Origin of the sequence: Pseudomonas sp. NPDC088429, from assembly GCF_044753305.1 — a bacterium.
Classification (GTDB): domain Bacteria; phylum Pseudomonadota; class Gammaproteobacteria; order Pseudomonadales; family Pseudomonadaceae; genus Aquipseudomonas; species Aquipseudomonas rustica.
In genome coordinates this window covers 1-19,147 of record NZ_JBIVMX010000086.1, presented here as the reverse complement: position 1 = coordinate 19,147, position 19,147 = coordinate 1, and the positions used below count along the sequence as shown (strand labels likewise).

At 59.8% G+C, this 19,147-nt stretch carries 19 protein-coding genes and 1 pseudogene; 7 read left to right on the top strand and 13 right to left on the bottom strand.

Annotation, left to right across the window (positions count from 1 at the left end; all coding sequences use genetic code 11):
- Positions 1–127: pseudogene (locus ACIP66_RS26235) on the bottom strand (electron transfer flavoprotein subunit beta/FixA family protein); the annotation flags it as partial.
- Between the two features lie 548 nt (positions 128–675).
- On the opposite strand from ACIP66_RS26235, the gene ACIP66_RS26230 reads away from it, so the two are divergent.
- Positions 676–2,340, top strand: a complete 1,665-nt coding sequence (locus tag ACIP66_RS26230; protein ID WP_008085524.1) for an electron transfer flavoprotein-ubiquinone oxidoreductase — start codon at positions 676–678, stop codon at positions 2,338–2,340.
- A gap of 183 nt (positions 2,341–2,523) precedes the next feature.
- On the opposite strand, the gene ACIP66_RS26225 is transcribed toward ACIP66_RS26230, so the two are convergent.
- On the bottom strand, positions 2,524–3,414 hold the full coding sequence (locus ACIP66_RS26225; protein WP_053122530.1) for an AraC family transcriptional regulator: 891 nt from the start codon (positions 3,412–3,414) through the stop codon (positions 2,524–2,526).
- A 192-nt stretch (positions 3,415–3,606) separates the two neighbouring features.
- Here ACIP66_RS26225 and ACIP66_RS26220 point away from each other — a divergent pair, with 192 nt between their 5' ends.
- Positions 3,607–4,659 carry an NAD(P)-dependent alcohol dehydrogenase gene (locus ACIP66_RS26220; protein WP_400651982.1) on the top strand — a complete coding sequence of 351 codons (1,053 nt, stop codon included), beginning with the start codon at positions 3,607–3,609 and terminating at the stop codon, positions 4,657–4,659.
- 6 nt (positions 4,660–4,665) lie between these two features.
- Here ACIP66_RS26220 and ACIP66_RS26215 read toward each other — a convergent pair whose 3' ends face one another.
- From ACIP66_RS26215 to ACIP66_RS26185, 7 genes are all read right to left on the bottom strand, one after another.
- A complete protein-coding gene (locus ACIP66_RS26215) occupies positions 4,666–5,469 on the bottom strand; it encodes an IclR family transcriptional regulator (protein WP_053122534.1) in 804 nt (267 codons plus the stop codon).
- Positions 5,470–5,529: 60 nt separating this feature from the next.
- On the bottom strand, positions 5,530–6,840 hold the full coding sequence (locus tag ACIP66_RS26210; protein ID WP_400651980.1) for an MFS transporter: 1,311 nt from the start codon (positions 6,838–6,840) through the stop codon (positions 5,530–5,532).
- A 174-nt stretch (positions 6,841–7,014) separates the two neighbouring features.
- Entirely contained in the window at positions 7,015–8,163 is a 1,149-nt protein-coding gene (gene dgoD / locus ACIP66_RS26205; RefSeq protein ID WP_030131992.1) for a galactonate dehydratase, read from the bottom strand.
- 60 nt (positions 8,164–8,223) lie between these two features.
- Positions 8,224–8,844: a 2-dehydro-3-deoxy-6-phosphogalactonate aldolase gene (locus ACIP66_RS26200; RefSeq protein ID WP_008085516.1), complete on the bottom strand. Its 621-nt coding sequence runs from the start codon at positions 8,842–8,844 to the stop codon at positions 8,224–8,226.
- A gap of 19 nt (positions 8,845–8,863) precedes the next feature.
- Entirely contained in the window at positions 8,864–9,853 is a 990-nt protein-coding gene (locus ACIP66_RS26195) for a 2-dehydro-3-deoxygalactonokinase (protein WP_400651977.1), read from the bottom strand.
- 182 nt (positions 9,854–10,035) lie between these two features.
- Positions 10,036–10,584: a hypothetical protein gene (locus ACIP66_RS26190; protein WP_400651976.1), complete on the bottom strand. Its 549-nt coding sequence runs from the start codon at positions 10,582–10,584 to the stop codon at positions 10,036–10,038.
- Positions 10,581–11,063: a GNAT family N-acetyltransferase gene (locus tag ACIP66_RS26185; RefSeq protein WP_159811512.1), complete on the bottom strand. Its 483-nt coding sequence runs from the start codon at positions 11,061–11,063 to the stop codon at positions 10,581–10,583. Before ACIP66_RS26185 ends, ACIP66_RS26190 begins: the two co-directional genes overlap by 4 nt.
- A 213-nt stretch (positions 11,064–11,276) precedes the next feature.
- On the opposite strand from ACIP66_RS26185, the gene ACIP66_RS26180 reads away from it, so the two are divergent.
- From ACIP66_RS26180 to ACIP66_RS26160, 5 genes are all read left to right on the top strand, one after another.
- Positions 11,277–11,930, top strand: coding sequence for an HD domain-containing protein (locus ACIP66_RS26180; RefSeq protein ID WP_400651973.1), 654 nt, complete (start codon positions 11,277–11,279; stop codon positions 11,928–11,930).
- 110 nt (positions 11,931–12,040) lie between these two features.
- Entirely contained in the window at positions 12,041–13,237 is a 1,197-nt protein-coding gene (locus ACIP66_RS26175; protein ID WP_212548984.1) for an MFS transporter, read from the top strand.
- 82 nt (positions 13,238–13,319) lie between these two features.
- Positions 13,320–13,661 (top strand): hypothetical protein, encoded by a 342-nt coding sequence (locus ACIP66_RS26170; protein WP_053122557.1) that lies wholly within the window; start codon positions 13,320–13,322, stop codon positions 13,659–13,661.
- Positions 13,662–13,705: 44 nt separating this feature from the next.
- Positions 13,706–13,960, top strand: a complete 255-nt coding sequence (locus tag ACIP66_RS26165) for a hypothetical protein (protein ID WP_053122559.1) — start codon at positions 13,706–13,708, stop codon at positions 13,958–13,960.
- Positions 13,961–14,142: 182 nt separating this feature from the next.
- The gene (locus tag ACIP66_RS26160; protein ID WP_400651970.1) at positions 14,143–14,523 is read left to right on the top strand and encodes a Rho termination factor N-terminal domain-containing protein; all 381 of its coding nucleotides are present in this window, start codon (positions 14,143–14,145) and stop codon (positions 14,521–14,523) included.
- A 143-nt stretch (positions 14,524–14,666) separates the two neighbouring features.
- Here ACIP66_RS26160 and ACIP66_RS26155 read toward each other — a convergent pair whose 3' ends face one another.
- The 4 genes from ACIP66_RS26155 to ACIP66_RS26140 form a co-directional block, all read right to left on the bottom strand.
- Positions 14,667–15,596, bottom strand: coding sequence for a PfkB family carbohydrate kinase (locus ACIP66_RS26155; protein WP_400651968.1), 930 nt, complete (start codon positions 15,594–15,596; stop codon positions 14,667–14,669).
- Positions 15,589–17,055 carry a cytosine permease gene (locus ACIP66_RS26150; RefSeq protein ID WP_053122564.1) on the bottom strand — a complete coding sequence of 489 codons (1,467 nt, stop codon included), beginning with the start codon at positions 17,053–17,055 and terminating at the stop codon, positions 15,589–15,591. The genes ACIP66_RS26155 and ACIP66_RS26150 overlap by 8 nt, the downstream gene beginning before the upstream one ends.
- 209 nt (positions 17,056–17,264) lie before the next feature.
- Positions 17,265–18,263 (bottom strand): ADP-ribosylglycohydrolase family protein, encoded by a 999-nt coding sequence (locus ACIP66_RS26145; RefSeq protein ID WP_159811506.1) that lies wholly within the window; start codon positions 18,261–18,263, stop codon positions 17,265–17,267.
- Positions 18,260–18,973 (bottom strand): GntR family transcriptional regulator, encoded by a 714-nt coding sequence (locus ACIP66_RS26140; protein WP_400651966.1) that lies wholly within the window; start codon positions 18,971–18,973, stop codon positions 18,260–18,262. Before ACIP66_RS26140 ends, ACIP66_RS26145 begins: the two co-directional genes overlap by 4 nt.
- Positions 18,974–19,147: the final 174 nt, after the last annotated feature.

Here is a 19,147-nt window from a genome sequence, read left to right as displayed (position 1 = left end):
CTTCGATTTCGCAGAACGGGTTCATCGAAATCTTTAAGTTGGCGATGTCTACGCCGGAATTGTCCGCCTTGACGCGAACCTTGACGTTGTAATCCACAACGCGTTTGACAGCTACAAGAACCTTCATGGATTCCTCGTTACTCTCCGGTGAAAAGAAAGTCGCCTAGGCGAACCTGGCGGTTGATGCTCATCGGGCTACAAGGGCACCTCTAAAAACGCCGGCTTGTACTCGGGATGATTTCACGTTGCGAAGTGCGTGACCGTTCGTCAGTGGTGACCATTCAGTCATTCAACTTCGCGGTGTGTAAACTGCGCGCCAGACCTGCGCTGCGCATCACCCTTTCTGCCTACGCCCTGTCTTTAGAGGTGCTCTTGAAACCGCCAGTCTGCCTACGACGAGCGCAAAACCGCCCGTATCTTGACCGGAACGCCTATTCCGGTCAATACAGCAAAATGACCATTCATAAGCCGCGCTTCTTTGATTTCTCTGGGCTGGAGCCAATTCAAACAAACGTTTGTATTGGACGCTGAGAGTGGTGTAGATATAATGCGCCGCCTAGAGAGAAAGGTGGGTTTCCCGATATTCCCTTTGACGTTAACGTAAAGGCAATTCGGATGCGAGATCGAACCTCCAAATTAGAAAAAAAACTGTGAGCCTTGAGTAGGAGATAGCCTGTGGAACGCGAATACATGGAATTCGACGTGGTCATCGTCGGTGCCGGCCCCGCTGGCTTGTCCGCCGCCTGCCGTTTGAAGCAGAAGGCCGCCGAAGCCGGTAAGGAAATCAGCGTCTGCGTGGTCGAAAAAGGCTCCGAAGTCGGCGCACACATCCTGTCCGGCGCCGTGTTCGAACCACGCGCTCTGAACGAACTGTTCCCGGACTGGAAAGAACTCGGCGCCCCGCTGAACACGCCAGTCACCCGCGACGATATTTTCGTGCTGAAAAACGCCGAAAGCGCACAAAAAATTCCAGACCTCTTTGTGCCCAAGACCATGCACAACGAAGGCAACTACATCATCTCCCTCGGCAACCTGTGCCGCTGGCTCGCCCAACAGGCAGAGAACCTTGGCGTAGAAATCTACCCGGGCTTCGCCGCTCAGGAAGCGCTGATCGACGAGCAAGGCGTGGTGCGCGGGATCATTACCGGTGATCTCGGCGTCGACCGCGAAGGCAACCCGAAGGAAGGCCTGTACACCCCGGGCATGGAACTGCGTGGCAAATACACGCTGTTCGCCGAAGGCTGCCGTGGTCACATCGGCAAGCAACTGATCAAGCGCTACAACCTCGACAGCGATGCCGACGCTCAGCATTACGGCATCGGCCTGAAAGAAATCTGGGAAATCGACCCGGCCAAGCATCAACCAGGTCTGGTCGTCCACACCGCCGGTTGGCCGCTGGACATCATGGGCACCGAGAACACCGGTGGCTCGTTCCTCTATCACCTGGAAAACAATCAGGTGGTGGTCGGTCTGATTGTCGATCTTTCCTACAGCAACACGTACCTGTCGCCGTTCGACGAGTTCCAGCGCCTCAAGCATCACCCGGTGCTGGCGCAGTACCTGGAAGGCGGCAAGCGCATCAGCTACGGCGCTCGTGCGATCTGCAAAGGTGGCCTGAATTCGCTGCCGAAAATGGTCTTCAAGGGCGGCGCGCTGATCGGTTGCGACCTCGGCACCCTGAACTTCGCCAAGATCAAAGGCAGCCACACCGCGATGAAGTCGGGCATGCTCGCCGCTGAATCGGTGGCTGACGCGTTGTTCGCTGAGAAGGACGGCACTGAAGAACTGACCACTTATGTGGACGCGTTCAAGAAGAGCTGGCTCTACGACGAACTGTTCGCCAGTCGTAACTTCGGCCCGGCGATCCACAAGTTCGGCGCCATCGTTGGCGGCGGTTTCAACTGGCTCGATCAGAACATCTTCGGCGGCAAACTGCCGTTCACCCTGCACGACACCAAGCCGGACTACGCGTGCCTCAAGCTCGCGGCGGACTGCAAGAAGATCGACTATCCGAAGCCGGACGGCAAACTCAGCTTCGACAAACTCAGCTCGGTGTTCATCTCCGGTACCAACCACGAAGAAGAACAGCCTTGCCACTTGAAGTTGAAAGACCCGAGCATCCCGATCAGCAAAAACCTGCCGCTGTACGACGAACCGGCGCAGCGCTACTGCCCGGCCGGCGTATATGAAGTGATCACCAAGGAAGACGGCGAGAAGCGCTTCCAGATCAACGCCCAGAACTGCGTGCACTGCAAGACCTGTGACATCAAGGATCCTTCGCAGAACATCACCTGGGTCACGCCGGAAGGCGCTGGCGGCCCGACTTATCCGAACATGTAAGTCGAACCGCTGAACAACGAGGCTCCCGAATCGGGGGCCTTTTTGTTGCCCAGAATTCCTCTAACACCACCGAACTGTAGGAGCAAAGCTTGCTCGCGAAAGCGGTGTATCAGATATCAACAATGTTGACTGACACACCGCTTTCGCGAGCAAGCTTTGCTCCTACGAGGGATATGCGTGGAATCAGGCAGCGCGCTCGTCGCCCGGGCTGCGCTCGAAGTAGCGCTTATATTCGCGACTGAACTGCGACGTACTCTGATACCCGACCCGATGCGCCACTTGCGCCACGCCCAAGCCCTCCGCCACCAGCAACGTCTGCGCCTTCAACAAGCGTAAACGCTTCAGATACTGCACCGGCGACAACAACGTGCTGCGTTTGAAATGCTCATGAAACGTCGACACGCTCATGTTCGCGCAACCGGCCAATGTCTCGACATTCAACGGCTCGGTGTAATGCGCATGCAGATGACTGATCGACGCCGCCACCCGGGCAAACTGCCCCTGCTGCTCGACCAACGCGCGCAACACATCCGCCTGCGGCCCGCGCAACGCGACGAACAATAACTCACGCACTCGCGCCGGCCCGAGAATCTGGCACTCCAGCGGATCGTGCAGGCAACTCAACAGCCGCTCGACGCAGCCACGCATGTCATCGTCGAGCACCACCGAGGTCATCGACTCTGGTGTCTGCGCCGGAATATGCCGCCCCGGGGCCAGTCCCATGGCTAATACCAGTTCACCGAGCAACACCCGATCAATCGCCACGCTCACGCCGAGCAACGGCGCATTCGGCAAGGCAAATGTCTCGCACTCGAACGGCACCGGCAGCGCCTGAATCAGATAATGTCCGGCGCCATATTCCATCGTCCGCGGCCCCAAGAACGCCAGTTTGCTGCCCTGGGCGATGATCATCAGGCTCGGTTCATAAATATGCGGGCCACGGGCGACGTCGCAACTGGCGCGCAACACTTGCACACCGGGCAACCCGGTCGGGGAATAACCATCGCGCAGCGCCAGCGGTTCGATCAACGAAACCAGCCGGGCATTGGCATCAAGATGACGGGTTAATTGCATCAAAACTCTTCACTGAAAATAGGGCGGAAAAAGGCGATGAAAGCATGATGGCAGATCCTTTTGCCGCTGCGGCCAATCAAACCCGCATGCCGGAGGATTAGGCATGAGACCCGGAGGAATCGTCATGGCCGGACTGTCAGTCGACGCCCAGAATGCGCCGCCTCACTTGTTCCTGCTTTTGCGAGGTTTTACATGTACACCGCCATCGGCTATGCCGCCCAATCGGCCTCCACGCCCCTCGCCCCGATGAAATTCGAACGTCGCAGCCCACGCGCCGACGACGTCGCGATCGAGATCCTCTACTGCGGCGTCTGCCACTCCGACATCCACCAGGCTCGCAATGAATGGGGCATCGCTGTTTACCCGTTGATGCCCGGCCACGAGATCGTCGGAAAAGTCACCGCGATCGGTGCGAATGTCACCCAGCACAAAGTAGGCGATCTGGTCGGGGTTGGCTGCATGGTCGACTCGTGCCGCACCTGCGAAGCCTGCCAGTCGAACCTTGAGCAATACTGCCTCGAAGGCCCGACCATGACCTACGCCACCCCGGATCGAGTTGATGGCAGCAATACCATGGGCGGTTATTCCGACAGCATCGTCGTCAGCGAACACTTCGTCGTGCGCATTCCGGAAAGACTGGCACTGGCCAGCGCCGCGCCGATTCTTTGCGCCGGCATCACCACCTACTCACCGCTCAAGCACTACGGCGTCAAGGCTGGCGACAAGGTCGGGATTCTCGGCATGGGCGGTTTGGGCCACATGGGTATCAAGTTCGCCAAGGCCATGGGCGCTGAAGTGACGCTGTTCACCCGCTCGGCGAGCAAGGCTGAAGAAGGTCGTCGTCAGGGTGCCGATCATGTGATCGTTTCCACTGATGCCGAGCAGATGAAAGCGGCTGCCGGTTACTTCGACTTCCTGCTCGATACCATTCCGGTGCAGCACGATCTCAACCCGTACCTCGACACCCTGCGCTTCGACGGCGTGCACATTCTGGTTGGCCTGATCGAACCGATCGATCCGCCCGTGCATGCCGCCAAACTGGTATTGGGTCGCCGAATCCTGGCCGGTTCGCTGATCGGTGGCGTCGCCGAAACCCAGGAAGTGCTGGATTTCTGCGCCGAGCACAACATCACCTGCGACATTGAAATGCTCGACATTCGCCAGATCAACGAGGCTTACGCGCGCATGATCGCCGGCGACGTGAAGTACCGTTTCGTCATCGACATGGCGACGCTCAAGGTTTAAACCCGCTTAAACCTTCAAGCCAAGCTCCGCCGAGAGCCGGGCTGTGACCCCTTTGATCAGGGGAATCAGCTCGGCCATTTTTTCCAGCGGCATGTACGGCACAGTGCTGGCGATACTGATCGCCGCCACGATGCCCTTGCTCGCATCGCGAATCGGCGCCGCCACGCAGCGGATCGACGGTTCGTTGTCTTCCAGATCGAAAGCGTAGCCACCGGCGACGTACTCGGTCATGCGCTGCTCAAGCTGTTCCCACGACTGCTGGGGATGCTGCGGCCAGAACTGACTTTTCCCACCCGCCGGCAGACTGATGTCGTACAGCCGCTGCCAATCTTTCGGCGAGTCATCGAGCATCAACGCCTTGCCAATCCCGGTGCGCGCCAACGGCATGCGATGGCCGACCCGCGAACGCATTTCCGGGCCATTGCGCCCCGGGTTCTTCAGCAGATACAGCACTTCATCACCTTCACGAATGCCCAAGTGCACGGTGTCGCCGGTCAGCGCCGACAACTCGTCCAGATACGGCCCGGCCAGGCTCACCAGCGGCAACTCTTCGCGCGCCTGAAAACCCAGTTCGATCAGCTTCGGCCCGAGCAGATAACCGACTTGCGGCACCACGCGCAGGTAACGCTCATCAACCAGGCAACTGGCCAGACGATGAGTGGTGCTGCGTGTGGTGCCGATCAGCCGGGCAATTTCCTTGAGATCACGGGCGCCACTGGCCACCGCTTGCACCACACCGAGGCCGCGCAACAGCGTCTGGGTGCCGGTGGGCGCGGCGTCCTTGGTTTTTTCCGGAGCGTCTTCCTGCATATCCAGCCTTTACCGTTGAGCGAGGGAACGGGCGGCATTATGGTCGCCCGACGCAGACCACTACAACTCGATACGCTCGACCTTGCCGACCAGCAGCACGTAGGACAAAGCACCGATCAATGCGAGCACCGCGATATAAGTGATCGCCGGCGCGAACGAATCGCCGCTGGCGAGGAAGCCGATCACGATCGGCGTGGTGATCGCCGAGAGGTTGCCGATGAAGTTGAACACCCCGCCGGTCAGGCCGAGCAAGCGAGCCGGCGCAAGTGTCGAGACCAGCGACCAAGTGATCGAGGCCAGGCCATTACCGAAGAACGCCAGCGCCAGAAAGGCAATCACCAGCGGCGTCGACTCAACGAAATTGGCGCCGATGATCGAGGTGGAAATCAGCAGCCCGCCAATGATCGGCAACTTGCGCGCAAAGCCGACGGTGTAGCCGCGACGGATCAAGAAGTCGGAAAAGAACCCCGAGCACAACACGCCAACGAACGCGGCAAGAAACGGCAGCGACGCGAGCAGGCCGGACTTGATGAAGTCCATACCGCGATATTTCACCAGGTACGTCGGGAACCACGTCAGGAAAAACCACAGCGTCGAGTTCAGGCAGAACTGGCCGAGGTAGATGCCCCACAATTTGCGTTTGGTCAGAACGATACCGAGATCGGTCCATCTGAATTTGGCTTTGACCTTGGCCGATTCTTTTTGAATATCAACCAGACCACCGCCCTCGCGGATCAGGTCGATTTCGGCATCGTTGGCGCCTTTAAAATCCCGTGGCTCGCGATACACCGCGTACCAGATCGCCGCCCAAATAATGCCGACAGCGCCGGTCGCGACGAACACCATGTGCCAGCCGAATTCGTGTTGCAGCCAGGCCAGAACCGGGGTCAGAAATGCCAGACCAACGAACTGCCCGGAGGTGTAGAAACCGATGGCCGTGGCGCGTTCACGCTCGGGGAACCAGGTTGTTACAACGCGACTGTTGATGGGATAGGCCGGTGCTTCCAGTGCACCGACGGCCATGCGCAGCACGAACAGCGCGATGAAACTGGCGGCGAAACCGAGCATCACCGTGGCGATCGACCACAACAGCAAAGCGACGCTATAGAGAATGCGCGGCGGCACGCGATCGACCAGCCAGCCGCCGGGGATCTGCATGGCAGCGTAGGTCCAGCCGAACGCGGAGAAGATCAGGCCGACGTGGATCGGGTCGATGCCCAGATCACTGGTCAGCGCCGGCGCAGCAATCGACAGGTTGCTGCGGTCGAGGTAGTTGATGACCACGGTGATAAACAGCAACACCATGATGAAAAACCGCTTGCGGCTGGGCGCGACTAAAGACGCCTGCCCGGTGAGGGTTTGCGGTTGCATGGGGAGAGCCTCTTTTTATGTTTATTGAGGTCGGCCTGAGGCCTGATCGTTCCCACGCTCTGCGTGGGAATGCAGCCCGGGACGCTCCGCGTCCCAAAAGCGGACGCAGAGCGCCCATTGAGGCGTTCCCACGCAGAGCGTGGGAACGATCCCATCGGGTGAGTCAGGGACGACTCACCACTCGGCAAAGCTGCCATCGGCATGGCGCCAGATCGGGTTGCGCCAACGATGCCCAACCGCCGCGCGCTCGATCACGTATTCCTCGTTGATCTCGATGCCCAACCCCGGCCCGTTCGGAATCTTCACGAAGCCTTTGTCGTAATCGAACACCCGCGGATCCTTCACATAGTCGAGCAAATCATTGCTCTCGTTGTAATGGATGCCCAGGCTTTGCTCCTGGATAAACGCGTTGTAACAAACCGCGTCCAGTTGCAGACACGCTGCCAGCGCAATCGGCCCCAGCGGGCAATGCAGCGCCAGCGCGACGTCGTAGGCTTCGGCCATGTTGGCGATCTTGCGGGTTTCGGTGATGCCACCGGCGTGGGAAGCGTCCGGCTGGATGATGTCGACGTAACCTTCGCTCAACACGCGTTTAAAGTCCCAACGCGAGAACAAGCGCTCTCCGAGGGCAATCGGTGTGCTGGTCAACGGCGCCAGTTCTTTCAGCGCTTCGTAGTTTTCGCTGAGCACCGGTTCTTCGATAAACATCAGTTTGTATGGATCGAGTTCCTTCATCAGCACCTTGGCCATCGGCTTGTGCACGCGGCCATGGAAGTCGACGCCGATACCGACGTTCGGCCCGACCGCGTCACGCACGGCGGCAACGTTGGCCAGTGCCAGATCGACTTTCTCGAAGGAGTCGAGGAATTGCAGCTCTTCGGTGCCGTTCATTTTCACCGCAGTGAAACCACGGCTCACCGCCTCTTTCGCCGCACGCGCGGTGTCGGCCGGACGGTCGCCGCCGATCCACGAATACACACGAATCTTGTCGCGCACCTGGCCGCCGAGCAGATCACTCACCGACACGCCGAGGGCCTTGCCTTTGATGTCCCACAGCGCCTGATCGATGCCGGCCAGCGCACTCATGTGGATCGCGCCGCCACGGTAGAAACCGCCGCGATACAGCACCGTCCAGATGTCTTCGATGTTGCGCGGGTCTTTACCGATCAGGTAGTCGGACAATTCTTCGACAGCCGCGGCAACGGTGTGCGCGCGCCCTTCAACCACAGGCTCGCCCCAACCGGTCACGCCCTCGTCGGTTTCGATCTTGAGGAAGCACCAGCGCGGCGGAACGATGAAGGTCGTGAGTTTGGTGATTTTCATCTCTGCTCTCTTTTTGTAAATGCAGCTCTTATCTGGATAGCGCACGCAGCGCCAGAATACTTAGCGAAGGGCCTTCCACGCGGCCACGTAGGCCTTGGCATTCACCGCCACTTGCTCCGGGGTCATGCCCGGTTTGAACAGGCCGGAACCGAGGCCGAAACCTTTCACGCCAGCGTCGATAAACGCCTGCATGTTGTCCGGCGTGATGCCGCCAACCGGCGCCAGCACCGTCCCGGACGGCAACACCGCAAGCCAGGCTTTGACGACTGCCGGACCCATCTGCTCGGCCGGGAACAGCTTGAGAATGTCCGCGCCCTCCGCCAGCGCCGCAAACGCTTCGGTCGGCGTGGCAACACCCGGCGACAGAAACAGCCCCGCCGCTTTCGCCGCGCGCAACACCTTGGCATCGCTGTGCGGCATGACGATCACTTGGCCGCCGGCCTCTTTCACCAACTCGACCTGCTCCGGCGTCAACACTGTGCCGGCACCGATCAGGCAATCGGCGGGCAAGGTCTTGCGCAGGATGCGGATACTTTCGTACGGCGATGGGGAATTTAGCGGTACTTCGATGACGCGAAATCCGGCGGCATACAGGACTTCTCCGACAGCGGCGGCTTCCTGCGGGTGCAGGCCACGCAGAATCGCGATCAGACCGTTTTGCGCCAATGCTTGCTTGAGCATGTCAGGCCTCCAGTCAGGGTTAACGGGATGAGGAATCGATCAGTCCGGCGGCCAGCGCCAGTTGCCACAAACCACGCTCGGTGGCCTGCTCGGCCAGCGTCACCTTGGTGAAACCACAGGCGTCGAGGGCACGGCGGTAGCGCGCGCACAGTTGCGCGTTGCCGATGAGGATGATCGAAGGAAGATTCGGGTTGTTGCGGCGTCGGCGTTGAGCGCTGGCCAGTGCGGCCAATTCATGGCCGATCATCAGGCCGGACAGATAATCCGCCTGCGCCGTGGGGCTCAGTTCACCGGTCAGGCCCAGCGTGCGGGCACTGAACAAGGTCGACAGCACGCCGAGTTCGCCGTCCGCCGACTGCGCAATCTGCACACCACGGTCAAATGCCTGAGCATCGAACGTCGCGCTGACTTGCTGGGTGCGGCCAAGGATGCTGTGTTCGCTGAGCACGGCGAACACTTCGCCGGTCATGAACGTGTCGAAACGGGTGATGCAGCCATCGACCACGTCGACCCACTTCGAATGACTGCCCGGCAGACCGATCAACAGATCAGCGCCCGCCTCGACCGGCAGATTCTGCAGAACACCCAGCACTTGGGTTTCTTCGCCGCGCATCACGTTCGGCAAACGCGAGCGCTGAATCACGCCCGGCACGATATGCACGACGGTGCCGCGCAGACTGACAACTGTTTGTAGGGAGTTTCCGAGATTGGCGACGTTCGCCGGCGTCTCGCAGTAGGCTGCTTCACGCCAGCCCTGCGCACTGCCGACCATGCCGCAAGCAATCACCGGCAGATCCGGCTGCGCATCGAGCCAGTCGCCGCAGGCTTCATCGAAAGCCAATTCAAAACCATCGGCGCATTCGCGACCGTTGATGATTCGCGGGGTCTTGGGCAACTGCATGATCCCGGACGACAGCGCGCGCTGCTCCAGCACCACACCGTCCGCCGCGAGTTTGTAAGCACGTAATGAGGTCGTCCCCCAATCGAGCGCGATCAATTGCGCCAGCATCGCTTCACCTGTTTTGTTTTTGGCAGTGAGTGCGATGGACTATAGCCCCTCCGAGAACAAAATCTCAATATGTAATTTTGCATCCCATATTATGGGAATAAATTTAAAGAAGTGCAGGCAACAAAAAGGCGCGATCCAGTCAGGTATCGCGCCATTTTGTTCAACCGCTTGCGTCGCCGGAATCAATAGTTGCCGACTTCTCTCAACAGGTCCGCCGAAGGTATTTCCATCGATTCGGAAAAATAGGTCTTGTACGAATACGCGTTGACTCGAACCTTGCAGACAATCGTTTTTTTCTGCTGCAACACCGCTTTCATCTGATCGCTGCTCATCACGCTGTCACTGCTGGCGTCTTTGACTTGGCTGAAGAGCAGATCAGCTTTGAACTCGTTGGCCGATGACTTGCGCTCAATCATCCCCTCGGCATATTGATCGATGCGATGAGCCACCGAAAAATCCGTATCCCCATTCAAAGAACACAGCAGTGTCTGACTGATCCTCGACTTGAACAGGTCGAGCACGTCGACATCGGATTTGAAGCTGACCTGATAAATCCGGGTGTCCTGATAACGCTCCACACCTGAGTAGGTGATTTTCGCGATCGGTTTGCCGTGATTCATCGCACAGGACGTGCACGCCAAAAAGACCAGCAGCAACAGTAATCTAGGCACTTTGCGCTCCTGTAAAATGCGAGCAATGAACCGCCGACAATCAAAAAACCGCGTATTCATTGCCCTTCAGCAAACTCACGCAATACCTTGCCGTCCATGCGATACCTCACCCACTCTTCCTGCGGTTGTGCGCCCAAGGATTTGTAGAAGTCGATCGCTGGCGTGTTCCAGTCGAGGACGCTCCATTCGAAACGGCCGCAGTCGTTGTCGCAGGCGATTTTTGCCAAGTGGCGCAGCAGGGTTTTGCCGGCGCCGCCGCCGCGTTGTTCGGGGGTGATGTAGAGGTCTTCGAGGTACAGGCAGTTGCTGCCGAGCCAGGTCGAGTAGCTGAAGAAGAACACGGCGAAACCGATCGGCAAGCCGTCGCGCAGGCAGATCAGGCCGTGGGCGGTGGCGCCTTCGCCGAACAGGCTGCGTTCGATGTCGGCGACGCTGGCGATGACTTCGTGGCGGGCCTTTTCGAAATCGGCGAGTTCAGTGATGAAGGCGAGGATTTGCGGGGCATCGCTGGGGGTCGCCGGGCGGATTTCGATCGTCATGGACGGGCCTTGTCGGAAAAGGAAAACGCCATACTAAGGCTGTGTTGCTTTTGTGGCGAGGGAGCTTGCTCCCGCTGGGTTGCGCAGCAGCCCCAAATACGGTCAATGTGGTGGGTCAGGTTGACCGGGGTTGCCGGGTTACGACTGCTTCGCAGCCGAGCGGGAGCAAGCTCCCTCGCCACAGGGTTTACTGAGACCATGAACAGGATGTCTATGTCAGCTACAGCTTTTACTCCTTTAATCGATCTCGCCGCAGAGTTACTGCCCCACGCTCTGGAAATACCCGACGACGGCGCGCACGACCTCGCGCATTTGCAGCGGGTCTGGCACAACGTGCGCACGTTGCATGAGGAAGAAGGTGGCGATCTCGAGGTCTTGCTCGCGGCCGTGCTGCTGCACGATTGCGTGGCCGTCGAAAAGAACTCGCCGCTGCGTTCACAAGCCTCGCGTCTGGCCGCAGAAAAAGCGTCGTCAGTGCTCGCCGAACTGAACTGGCCCAGCGATAAAATCGCCAGCGTCGGCCACGCCATCGAAGCCCACAGCTTCTCCGCCAACATCACCCCGCTCACCCTCGAAGCGAAGATCGTCCAGGACGCTGACCGCCTCGACTCGCTGGGCATGCTCGGCGTCGCCCGCACGTTTTATATCGCCGGGCGCATGGGGTCGGCGCTGTACGACCCGCAAGATCCGCAGGCGAAACATCGCGATTACGACGACAAGCGTTTCTGCCTCGACCACTTCCAGACCAAACTGCTGCACCTCGCCGACGGTTTCCAGACTGTCGCCGGCCAGCGTCTGGCGCAGATACGTCATGAGCGTCTGAAGGGTTTTATGGAGCAACTGATGGAAGAAATCGGCATCGTCTGAATGGTTACTCCGGCCTGTGCTGAACCTGACTTCGCCAACCGCGCACCTAACCCACAGGCCCGACGTGTTAAACAGATGACGCTCAATTTTCCCGGTCAAGGAACCGCGTCATGTCGCAAGCAACACCCCAGGTGTCAGGCAAGTTGTTCGGCCTGTTCTGCCTCGCCAGTTATCTGTTGTCGCTGTCGTATGGCTCGACGTTTTTGCTGTCGCTGTTGATCGGTTCACGCGGCGGTAATGAACACGATGCCGGCAGCGTAATTTCGGCGGCGATGCTCAGTACGTTTGTCGCGGTGCTGGTGTCCGGGCATTTGTCGGACATGCTCGGTGCGGCGCGGTCGATTGCGCTGTTCGGGTTGTTGCTGGTAGCGGCGAGCCTGGGTTTTGCGATGACGCCGGGGTTCGGGCATCTGCTGCTGTTTTTCGGTTTGCTGCTGGGGTTGGGCTGGGGTGTTTTTTACACGTTGGGGCCGATTATTGTTGCCAGTCTGGTAACTCCGGCGCAGCGGGCCAAGTACTTCGCGTTGCTGTCCGGCAGCATGATGACCGGCATCGGCAGCGGCCCGTTACTCGGGCGCGCAGCCAGTGCGCTGGGGTTGCCGGTGACGTCGGCGTTTTATCTGGCGGCATTGGCGAGCCTGATCGGCGTGCTGCTGTTCTGGCGTCTCGGCGCTCGATTGAAAAGCACGCAAGCCACCTCTGCCGCGAGAATCAGTTGGCAAGCGACCCGCCAAGTGCTCAGCTCGCGCGCCGTGTTTCCGATCATCATGGTCGGGCTCGGCGGCTGTGTGTTCGGCGGGCTGTCGAGTTTTCAGACCAGTTATGCGGCGGCGCGCTCGCTGGATTATTCGCTGTTCTTCCTCGGTTTCATGAGCGCAGCGATCAGCAGCCGGATGTTGATCGCTGGTTACGTGGTCAAGCGTGATCCGCTGCGCGCTTCGTGTCTGTTATCGGGGCTGATGCTTGGCTCGATCGTGCTGTTCGCGTTTGGTGTGCACAGCGGATTCACCTATCTGCTGGCGGCGCTGATGCTTGGCGTTGGATATGGCCTGACCTATTCGGTGATCAACGGACTCGCGGCGAACGAAGCACCGACGGGTACCACTTCACAAGCGCTGCTGCTGTTCAGCCTTTCGTATTTTATCGGCGTGTTTGGCTTTCCATTGCTGGCCGGGAAAATCATCGTTGAACACGGCATGGCGACGTTGTTGCTCACGGTATTGGCGGTGGCTTTGATCAACTGGCTTATCACCTTGGGCCGTCTGCTCTGGCGCCGACTCAACGTAAAAACGGTGGAGGCGATTTAGACCGTTCGTCGTTCATCAGGCACCAATCGGATCACAGGGCAGACCAACGACAGGTAAGGATTCCAATCACTGGAGAAGCCCTATGATCTCGTCAAGGTTGACCGCTTTCGTATTCAGCGCCCTGCTCTGCCCTGCGGTGTTCGCCGCATCCGCCACTGCGGCAGGCACCGGCCCTACCGACCCGACCCCGCCTCGCGCCCCCGCCATCAACAGTGCTCCCGGCATGAACACCGATGGTTCGGGCGTGCCGTTGATCAATCAGCCGCCGGCCACCGGCACTGATCCGCGCACGCAGGGCAGTGACCCGGGTCGTCAGGGCGGCATGAACACCCCCGACGCCCCCGGCATGCCCGACAACGCGGGCCCCGGCGTCGGCTCCAAATCCACCACGGGTGGTTCCGGTTCCGAAGGCTCCGGTCAGTAGTTCGCCGACGCGAGCGTCCTATTCAATCCAATGAAGAGGTAACCATGAACGTCGATAAAAACCTGGAAAAAGAAGTCCTCACCCGCCTGCTGCACGCCCACCCGAGTGGTCTTGGCAAGGAGGTGCTGGACAATTACCGGGGCGAGAAAGTCGTGGCCGGCGCCCTCGCCGCTTTGCAGGATCGCGGACTGATTCACCACGGCCATGTGACCTGCAACGAAGCCGGCGAACATTCGCTGAACCTGCCGATCAAGCTCAGCGCGGCCGGGGTTGAAGCGGCGCGTAAGCTCGATAGCTGAGCAATGTGATCGTGTGATCGTGTGATCGTGTGATCGTGTGATCGTGTGATCGTGTGATCGTGTGATCGTAAATTATGTAGGAGCTGCCGCAGGCTGCGATCTTTTGATTTTCAAGATCAACAGATCGCAGCCTTCGGCAGCTCCTACATGGCAATTCATCTACGGATGCAAGGAGAAATCCCATGCCTCGTGGAAGCAAAGAAAAATACACCGCCGAGCAAAAGCGCAAAGCCGAGCACATCGAAGACAGCTACGAAAATAAGGGCGTGCCGAAGGATGAAGCCGAAGCGCGAGCCTGGGCGACGGTGAACAAACAATCGGGCGGCGGCGACAAGGCCGGCGGTTCCGGGCGCAAGAAACCGGCGAGTGCCAAGTCTGAAGATCGCAAAGAGTCGTCGCGACGCGCAGTGGCCAGTCGCGAGGGACATTCGCGTAACAGCACGGCTTCGCGGGATGCGCAGACGGTTGATAGTTTGATGAAGGAGGCCCGGGCCAAGAAAATTCCGGGGCGGTCTTCGATGCGTAAGCAGCAGTTGATCGAGGCGCTGCGCGAGGCCAGTTGACACATCCCCCTGTAGGAGCTGCCGCAGGCTGCGATCTTTTGATTTTGAAGATCAAAAGATCGCAGCCTGCGGCAGCTCCTACAGGGGATTTAGGTGCGACACAGATCCAATGTGGGAGCGGGCTTGCTCGCGAAAGCTATCTATCAAGCGCCGCCGGACTCGCGGATAAACGCATCCACCTCAGCCGCCCCCGGCGAGGTCGCCGGCCCCCAGCGGGTCACCGCAATGGCCGCCGCCGCATTCGCCCGCCGCGCCGCTTCATGCGCACTCAAACCCTGCGCCAACCCGGCAACAAACACCCCGGCATGCGCATCGCCAGCGCCATTGCTGTCCACCGCTTTCACAGTAAACCCCGGCACATGCCGACGCTCATCAGCCTGATGAATCCAGCAACCCTGCGGCCCGTCGCGCACGACCATCAACACCTCTTTGGGCAGATGCTCAGCCAGCCGATCCAGCGCCAGCGCAATGTCTTCAGCACCGGTAAACCGCAGCGCTTCAACGCTGTTGCTCGTCCACACATCAATGCGTGGCAGCAGCGCCTGCATCATCGGCGAATCCGGCGATTCCACCAGCGGGCCCGGATCGAAGACCACGTTGACCGAGCCCGGCAACGCCAGCGTCCAGTCGAGCAACGCCTGCGCCTTGCCTTCGTGAAGCAAGCTGTAACCGCTGAGATAAACGTAATCGCCCGCCTCGGCGGCAACGCTATTCAGATCGTCCTCGGTCACTTCACCCTCAGCGCCGATGTAGGAAATGAAACTGCGCTCAGCCGAGGCATCAGTCAGCGCCACACACAAACCGGTGTCGCGGGGCGCACGTTCTTTGATGCCGATATGAATGCCTTCGACAGTCATCGCATCACGCGCCAAATCACCGAAACGCCCGGTGCCATGGCGACCGAGGTACACCACCGGCAAGCCATTACGCACCGCCGCCGCCATTACGTTGAAGCCGCCACCGGCTTCGAAACCAGCCGACTGCGCGAGCACATCACCGCCAATCTGCGGCAGTTTATCCACGGCCATGACCAGGTCGATGATGACCTGGCCGGTGTGCAGCATCTTAGGCATGAGCATTCTCGGTTGGCGCGGCGCGGCGATCTTTCGCCCCGCCGAGGACGAAGTAAATGCCACCGGCGACCACGAAGGTCACGATCCAGCCGAGGCCGTTGTGGCCCAGCCACGAGTCGGACAGGAAGCCCTTGAACCAGACATTTTCAGCGGTGGTGCCAATGGTGGTGAAGCTGAAGCCAAGCACGATGGCAATCGCCCACGCGCCGAACGCACGCCACTCGATGCCGCCGTTGTACCAGTAGGCGCTGCGCGGGCTGACGTCGAGCAAGTCTGTCGGGCTGTAGTAGTGACGGTGAATCAGGTCAACGATGAAGATCCCGACCCACGCGGTGATCGGCACTGCCAGCAAGGAGATGAAGGTGATGAACGGGCCGTAGAAGCTGTCAGCGATCAGCATGAAGTAAATCGAACCGGCGAAAATCGCAACGATATCGACCACCACGGCGTAGACGCGCTTGACCTTCAGACCGAGGGTCAGCGTGGTCAAACCGGCGGAGTACACCGACAGGTTGTTCGACAGCAGCAGGCCACCGAATGCGGTGATCAGGTAAGGCACGGCCATCCAGGTTGGCAGCATGTCGCGGATCGCCACGATCGGGTCAGTCGCCGAAGCCAGGTCGTTGTTGCCCACCGAGAGCAAGCCGCCGAGGGTGATCAACAACACCAGCGGAATGCCTGCGCCGAATGCTGCCGACGCGACCAAGCGTACGGCTTTGACGCTGCGATGTTGATAGCGCGACATGTCAGCGCCGGCGTTGGCCCAACCGATGCCGGTGCCGGCAGCCATGGTGCCGATGCCGATGATCATTGCGCTCATCGGTGCCGGCGTGGCGTTGAACACCGCGCTCCAGTCGATGGTGGCGCAGAGGAAGCCGCCGACGAGAATGTTCAGCGCGCCGAACACGTAGGTCGCCCACTTCTGAATCACCAGCAACGTCGCGTGACCGAGGCCGGAAACCGACAAGGTCAGCAGGACGAAAATGGCGATGAAAATCAGCGTCAGTACCGGAGCGCTTTTCGCTTCAACCGGCGAGCCGAAGAGGATTGAGCACAGCGACAGCAGCACGAATGCCGCGGTGGTGGTGTTGACCGTTTCCCAGCCCAGACGCGACATCAGCGAGACCAGCGTCGGGCCGATATTGCCGCGCACGCCGAAGATTGCGCGTGACAGGGTCAGGCTCGGCGCACGGCCACGGCGACCGGCAATCGAGATGATCCCGACCACGGCAAACGAGCCGGCAGCACCGATGATTGCGACGATGATGGCTTGCCAGATCGCCAACCCGCGAAACGCGACCAGCGTGGCGCCCAGCGGCAGACCGAGGATGGAAATGTTGGCGGCGAACCAGACCCAGAACAGTTGCAGCGGATGACCGTTGCACTCGGCTTCCGGCACCGGCTCGATGCCGCGGGTTTCCAGTTGCCCGGCGCTTTGCCCGGCGTTTGATGAACTCATGAAAAATGCTCCTGTTTGCCTTTTTTGTGGTTGTGGCAATGACTCAGAATGACAAGACATCGCGGCCGTCCCGGGCCTGTCTGCGCGATCCATTGCGGGTTAAATATTCGAAATTTGCGGTGTGGCCTTCGCGGGCAAGCCTTGCTCCTACAAAAGCCGCGATAAGCCACTTGTAGGAGCAAGGCTTGCCCGCGAAAGCGTCAGCCCTGTCAGCGCAAAGCCAACAGCCCCTGCACCAACGGCTCTAGCTCCAAATGATTGACGGTCTTCACCGTATCAATCATCTCGACAGGCCAACTCTCAAGACCCAGGCAGGCCCCAAGCATCGCCCCAAGAATCGCCGCGATGGTGTCGGTGTCGCCACCGAGACTGGCGGCCATGCACAGCGCATCAAACGCGCTCATCTCACCGACGGCCACTTGCTGCGCCAGCGCGAACGAGACCACCACCGATTCCTGCGACGCCACCGATGTACCGATCACGTCGTAGAGCAGATCGGCGAGCAACGCGTTGTCGCTGTCGACGCTGATGCTGCGCGCCCAACTGATCCGCGAAGCGATACGCCCACCGGCAACCCAGTGACCATGCGCTTCCGCTTGCTGAGCGATTTGCTGACCGAGGTTCAACGCCTCGCCCAGATCCATGCCGTTGATACCCGCAGACACCACCGCCGCCACCGCCGCCGCACTGGAAATCCCCAGCGTGGTGTTGTGAGTGACCTGGCAGGCCTGCACCACGGCGCCAATAAAACGCTCAGGATTGGCGACATCCGCCGCGATGCCGACCGGTGTAATGCGCATCGCTGCACCATTGGTGGTGCCGTAACGCCCGGCCTCTTCCGGCGAGTGGCCGGCGAGGATCATTTCGATAGCGCGTTTGGTCGACGGGCCGAGCAAGTCCTGCGAGCCCTTGGCCTGCATCGCGGCTTCCCACTCGATCAGGCGTTGCGCGAGGATGGCCGGTTCGATGTGGCCATTGCCTTCGACCAACAATTCGCCGACCAGAATCGCCTGTTCGGTGTCATCAGTGATCGAGCCTTTAGGCATGTTCGCGGCGATCGGTTGCAGCGGCCCGGCATCTTGCAGATCGGTGATCTGGCCGAAGCGCGCCTCGATGGTTTCGCGGTTCAGCGATTGCGTCGGCATGCCCAGCGCGTCGCCGAGGGCCAGGCCATAGAAAGCGCCGAGGGCACGGTTGAGCGGGGTCATTTCGATTCTCCAAATTGCAGGTGCAGACGGAAATGCACCGGGTCGAGCAGGCTTTCGACCAGTTCCATAAAACGGTTCTGCCGATCGTAGGTGGTGCGCAGGGCCTTGAGGAACACCGTGCCTTCCGCGCGCCCGAGCAGTTCAGCGTCGACGGCATTCAGCGGTTCGGCGCCGATCCATTGATCGCCGCGCTCGCCGACGTAGCCGTAGGCCGCCAGGGTGATGGTCAGGGAATTGTCGATCAGACCGACGCGCGGCAGGCTTTCCAGGCCGCCGGTGGCCGGCATCAAAGAACGTTCAAGGGACACCAGCGTGCCTTCAGTGGAACGGCGACGACGGTCGAGGGTGATGAATTGGTCAGTGCCAAAACGCGCGAGCAGATCGGGCCGGGTCACGGCTTCCAGACGCAACACTTCGGTGTTGATCATCGCGCCGCTGTCGGCCAGCGCCTGCGCCCAACCGCTGCGCTGGTCGAGGGCGACACCGTCGAAGGTGACGATCGAACCGACCCCGCTTTGTGTGGCGATATATTTACGCCGCTTCAGTTCGGCCAGCGCTTCGCGCAGCGTGCCACGGCTGACTTTGAATTCTTGAGCCAACTGATGCTCGCCGGGCAACAGAAAGCCATCCTCCATGAGGCCGCTTTCGATGCGCCGGACGAGCTCGTCGACCACCCGTTGTTTCTTGTCAAATCGTACCTGTCTAATCATGTACAAAGTGATAACCGAAACGGGTTCGGGCGAGCAAGGGAAATTTAGGGGAAGTGACGGAAGGTTGAAGGTCAAAAGCACCCTCACTGTAGAGACCGGTACATCCTTTACAAATTAGACCGGGGACATCGTTTACACCTTTACAGGCTTGAAACGCGTTTGGCGCCCCTTTCA

Bases quoted from the DNA above. Each gene is read 5' to 3' on its own strand.
- ACIP66_RS26210 (WP_400651980.1), bottom strand. From the start codon at position 6,840: ATGCAACCGCAAACCCTCACCGGGCAGGCGTCTTTAGTCGCGCCCAGC.
- ACIP66_RS26145 (WP_159811506.1), bottom strand. From the start codon at position 18,263: ATGACCCCGCTCAACCGTGCCCTCGGCGCTTTCTATGGCCTGGCCCTC.
- ACIP66_RS26220 (WP_400651982.1), top strand. From the start codon at position 3,607: ATGTACACCGCCATCGGCTATGCCGCCCAATCGGCCTCCACGCCCCTC.
- ACIP66_RS26215 (WP_053122534.1), bottom strand. From the start codon at position 5,469: ATGCAGGAAGACGCTCCGGAAAAAACCAAGGACGCCGCGCCCACCGGC.
- ACIP66_RS26165 (WP_053122559.1), top strand. From the start codon at position 13,706: ATGAACGTCGATAAAAACCTGGAAAAAGAAGTCCTCACCCGCCTGCTG.
- ACIP66_RS26150 (WP_053122564.1), bottom strand. From the start codon at position 17,055: ATGAGTTCATCAAACGCCGGGCAAAGCGCCGGGCAACTGGAAACCCGC.
- ACIP66_RS26155 (WP_400651968.1), bottom strand. From the start codon at position 15,596: ATGCCTAAGATGCTGCACACCGGCCAGGTCATCATCGACCTGGTCATG.
- ACIP66_RS26160 (WP_400651970.1), top strand. From the start codon at position 14,143: ATGCCTCGTGGAAGCAAAGAAAAATACACCGCCGAGCAAAAGCGCAAA.
- ACIP66_RS26225 (WP_053122530.1), bottom strand. From the start codon at position 3,414: ATGCAATTAACCCGTCATCTTGATGCCAATGCCCGGCTGGTTTCGTTG.
- ACIP66_RS26195 (WP_400651977.1), bottom strand. From the start codon at position 9,853: ATGCTGGCGCAATTGATCGCGCTCGATTGGGGGACGACCTCATTACGT.
- ACIP66_RS26175 (WP_212548984.1), top strand. From the start codon at position 12,041: ATGTCGCAAGCAACACCCCAGGTGTCAGGCAAGTTGTTCGGCCTGTTC.
- ACIP66_RS26180 (WP_400651973.1), top strand. From the start codon at position 11,277: ATGTCAGCTACAGCTTTTACTCCTTTAATCGATCTCGCCGCAGAGTTA.
- ACIP66_RS26200 (WP_008085516.1), bottom strand. From the start codon at position 8,844: ATGCTCAAGCAAGCATTGGCGCAAAACGGTCTGATCGCGATTCTGCGT.
- dgoD (WP_030131992.1), bottom strand. From the start codon at position 8,163: ATGAAAATCACCAAACTCACGACCTTCATCGTTCCGCCGCGCTGGTGC.
- ACIP66_RS26185 (WP_159811512.1), bottom strand. From the start codon at position 11,063: ATGACGATCGAAATCCGCCCGGCGACCCCCAGCGATGCCCCGCAAATC.
- ACIP66_RS26190 (WP_400651976.1), bottom strand. From the start codon at position 10,584: ATGAATACGCGGTTTTTTGATTGTCGGCGGTTCATTGCTCGCATTTTA.
- ACIP66_RS26170 (WP_053122557.1), top strand. From the start codon at position 13,320: ATGATCTCGTCAAGGTTGACCGCTTTCGTATTCAGCGCCCTGCTCTGC.
- ACIP66_RS26140 (WP_400651966.1), bottom strand. From the start codon at position 18,973: ATGATTAGACAGGTACGATTTGACAAGAAACAACGGGTGGTCGACGAG.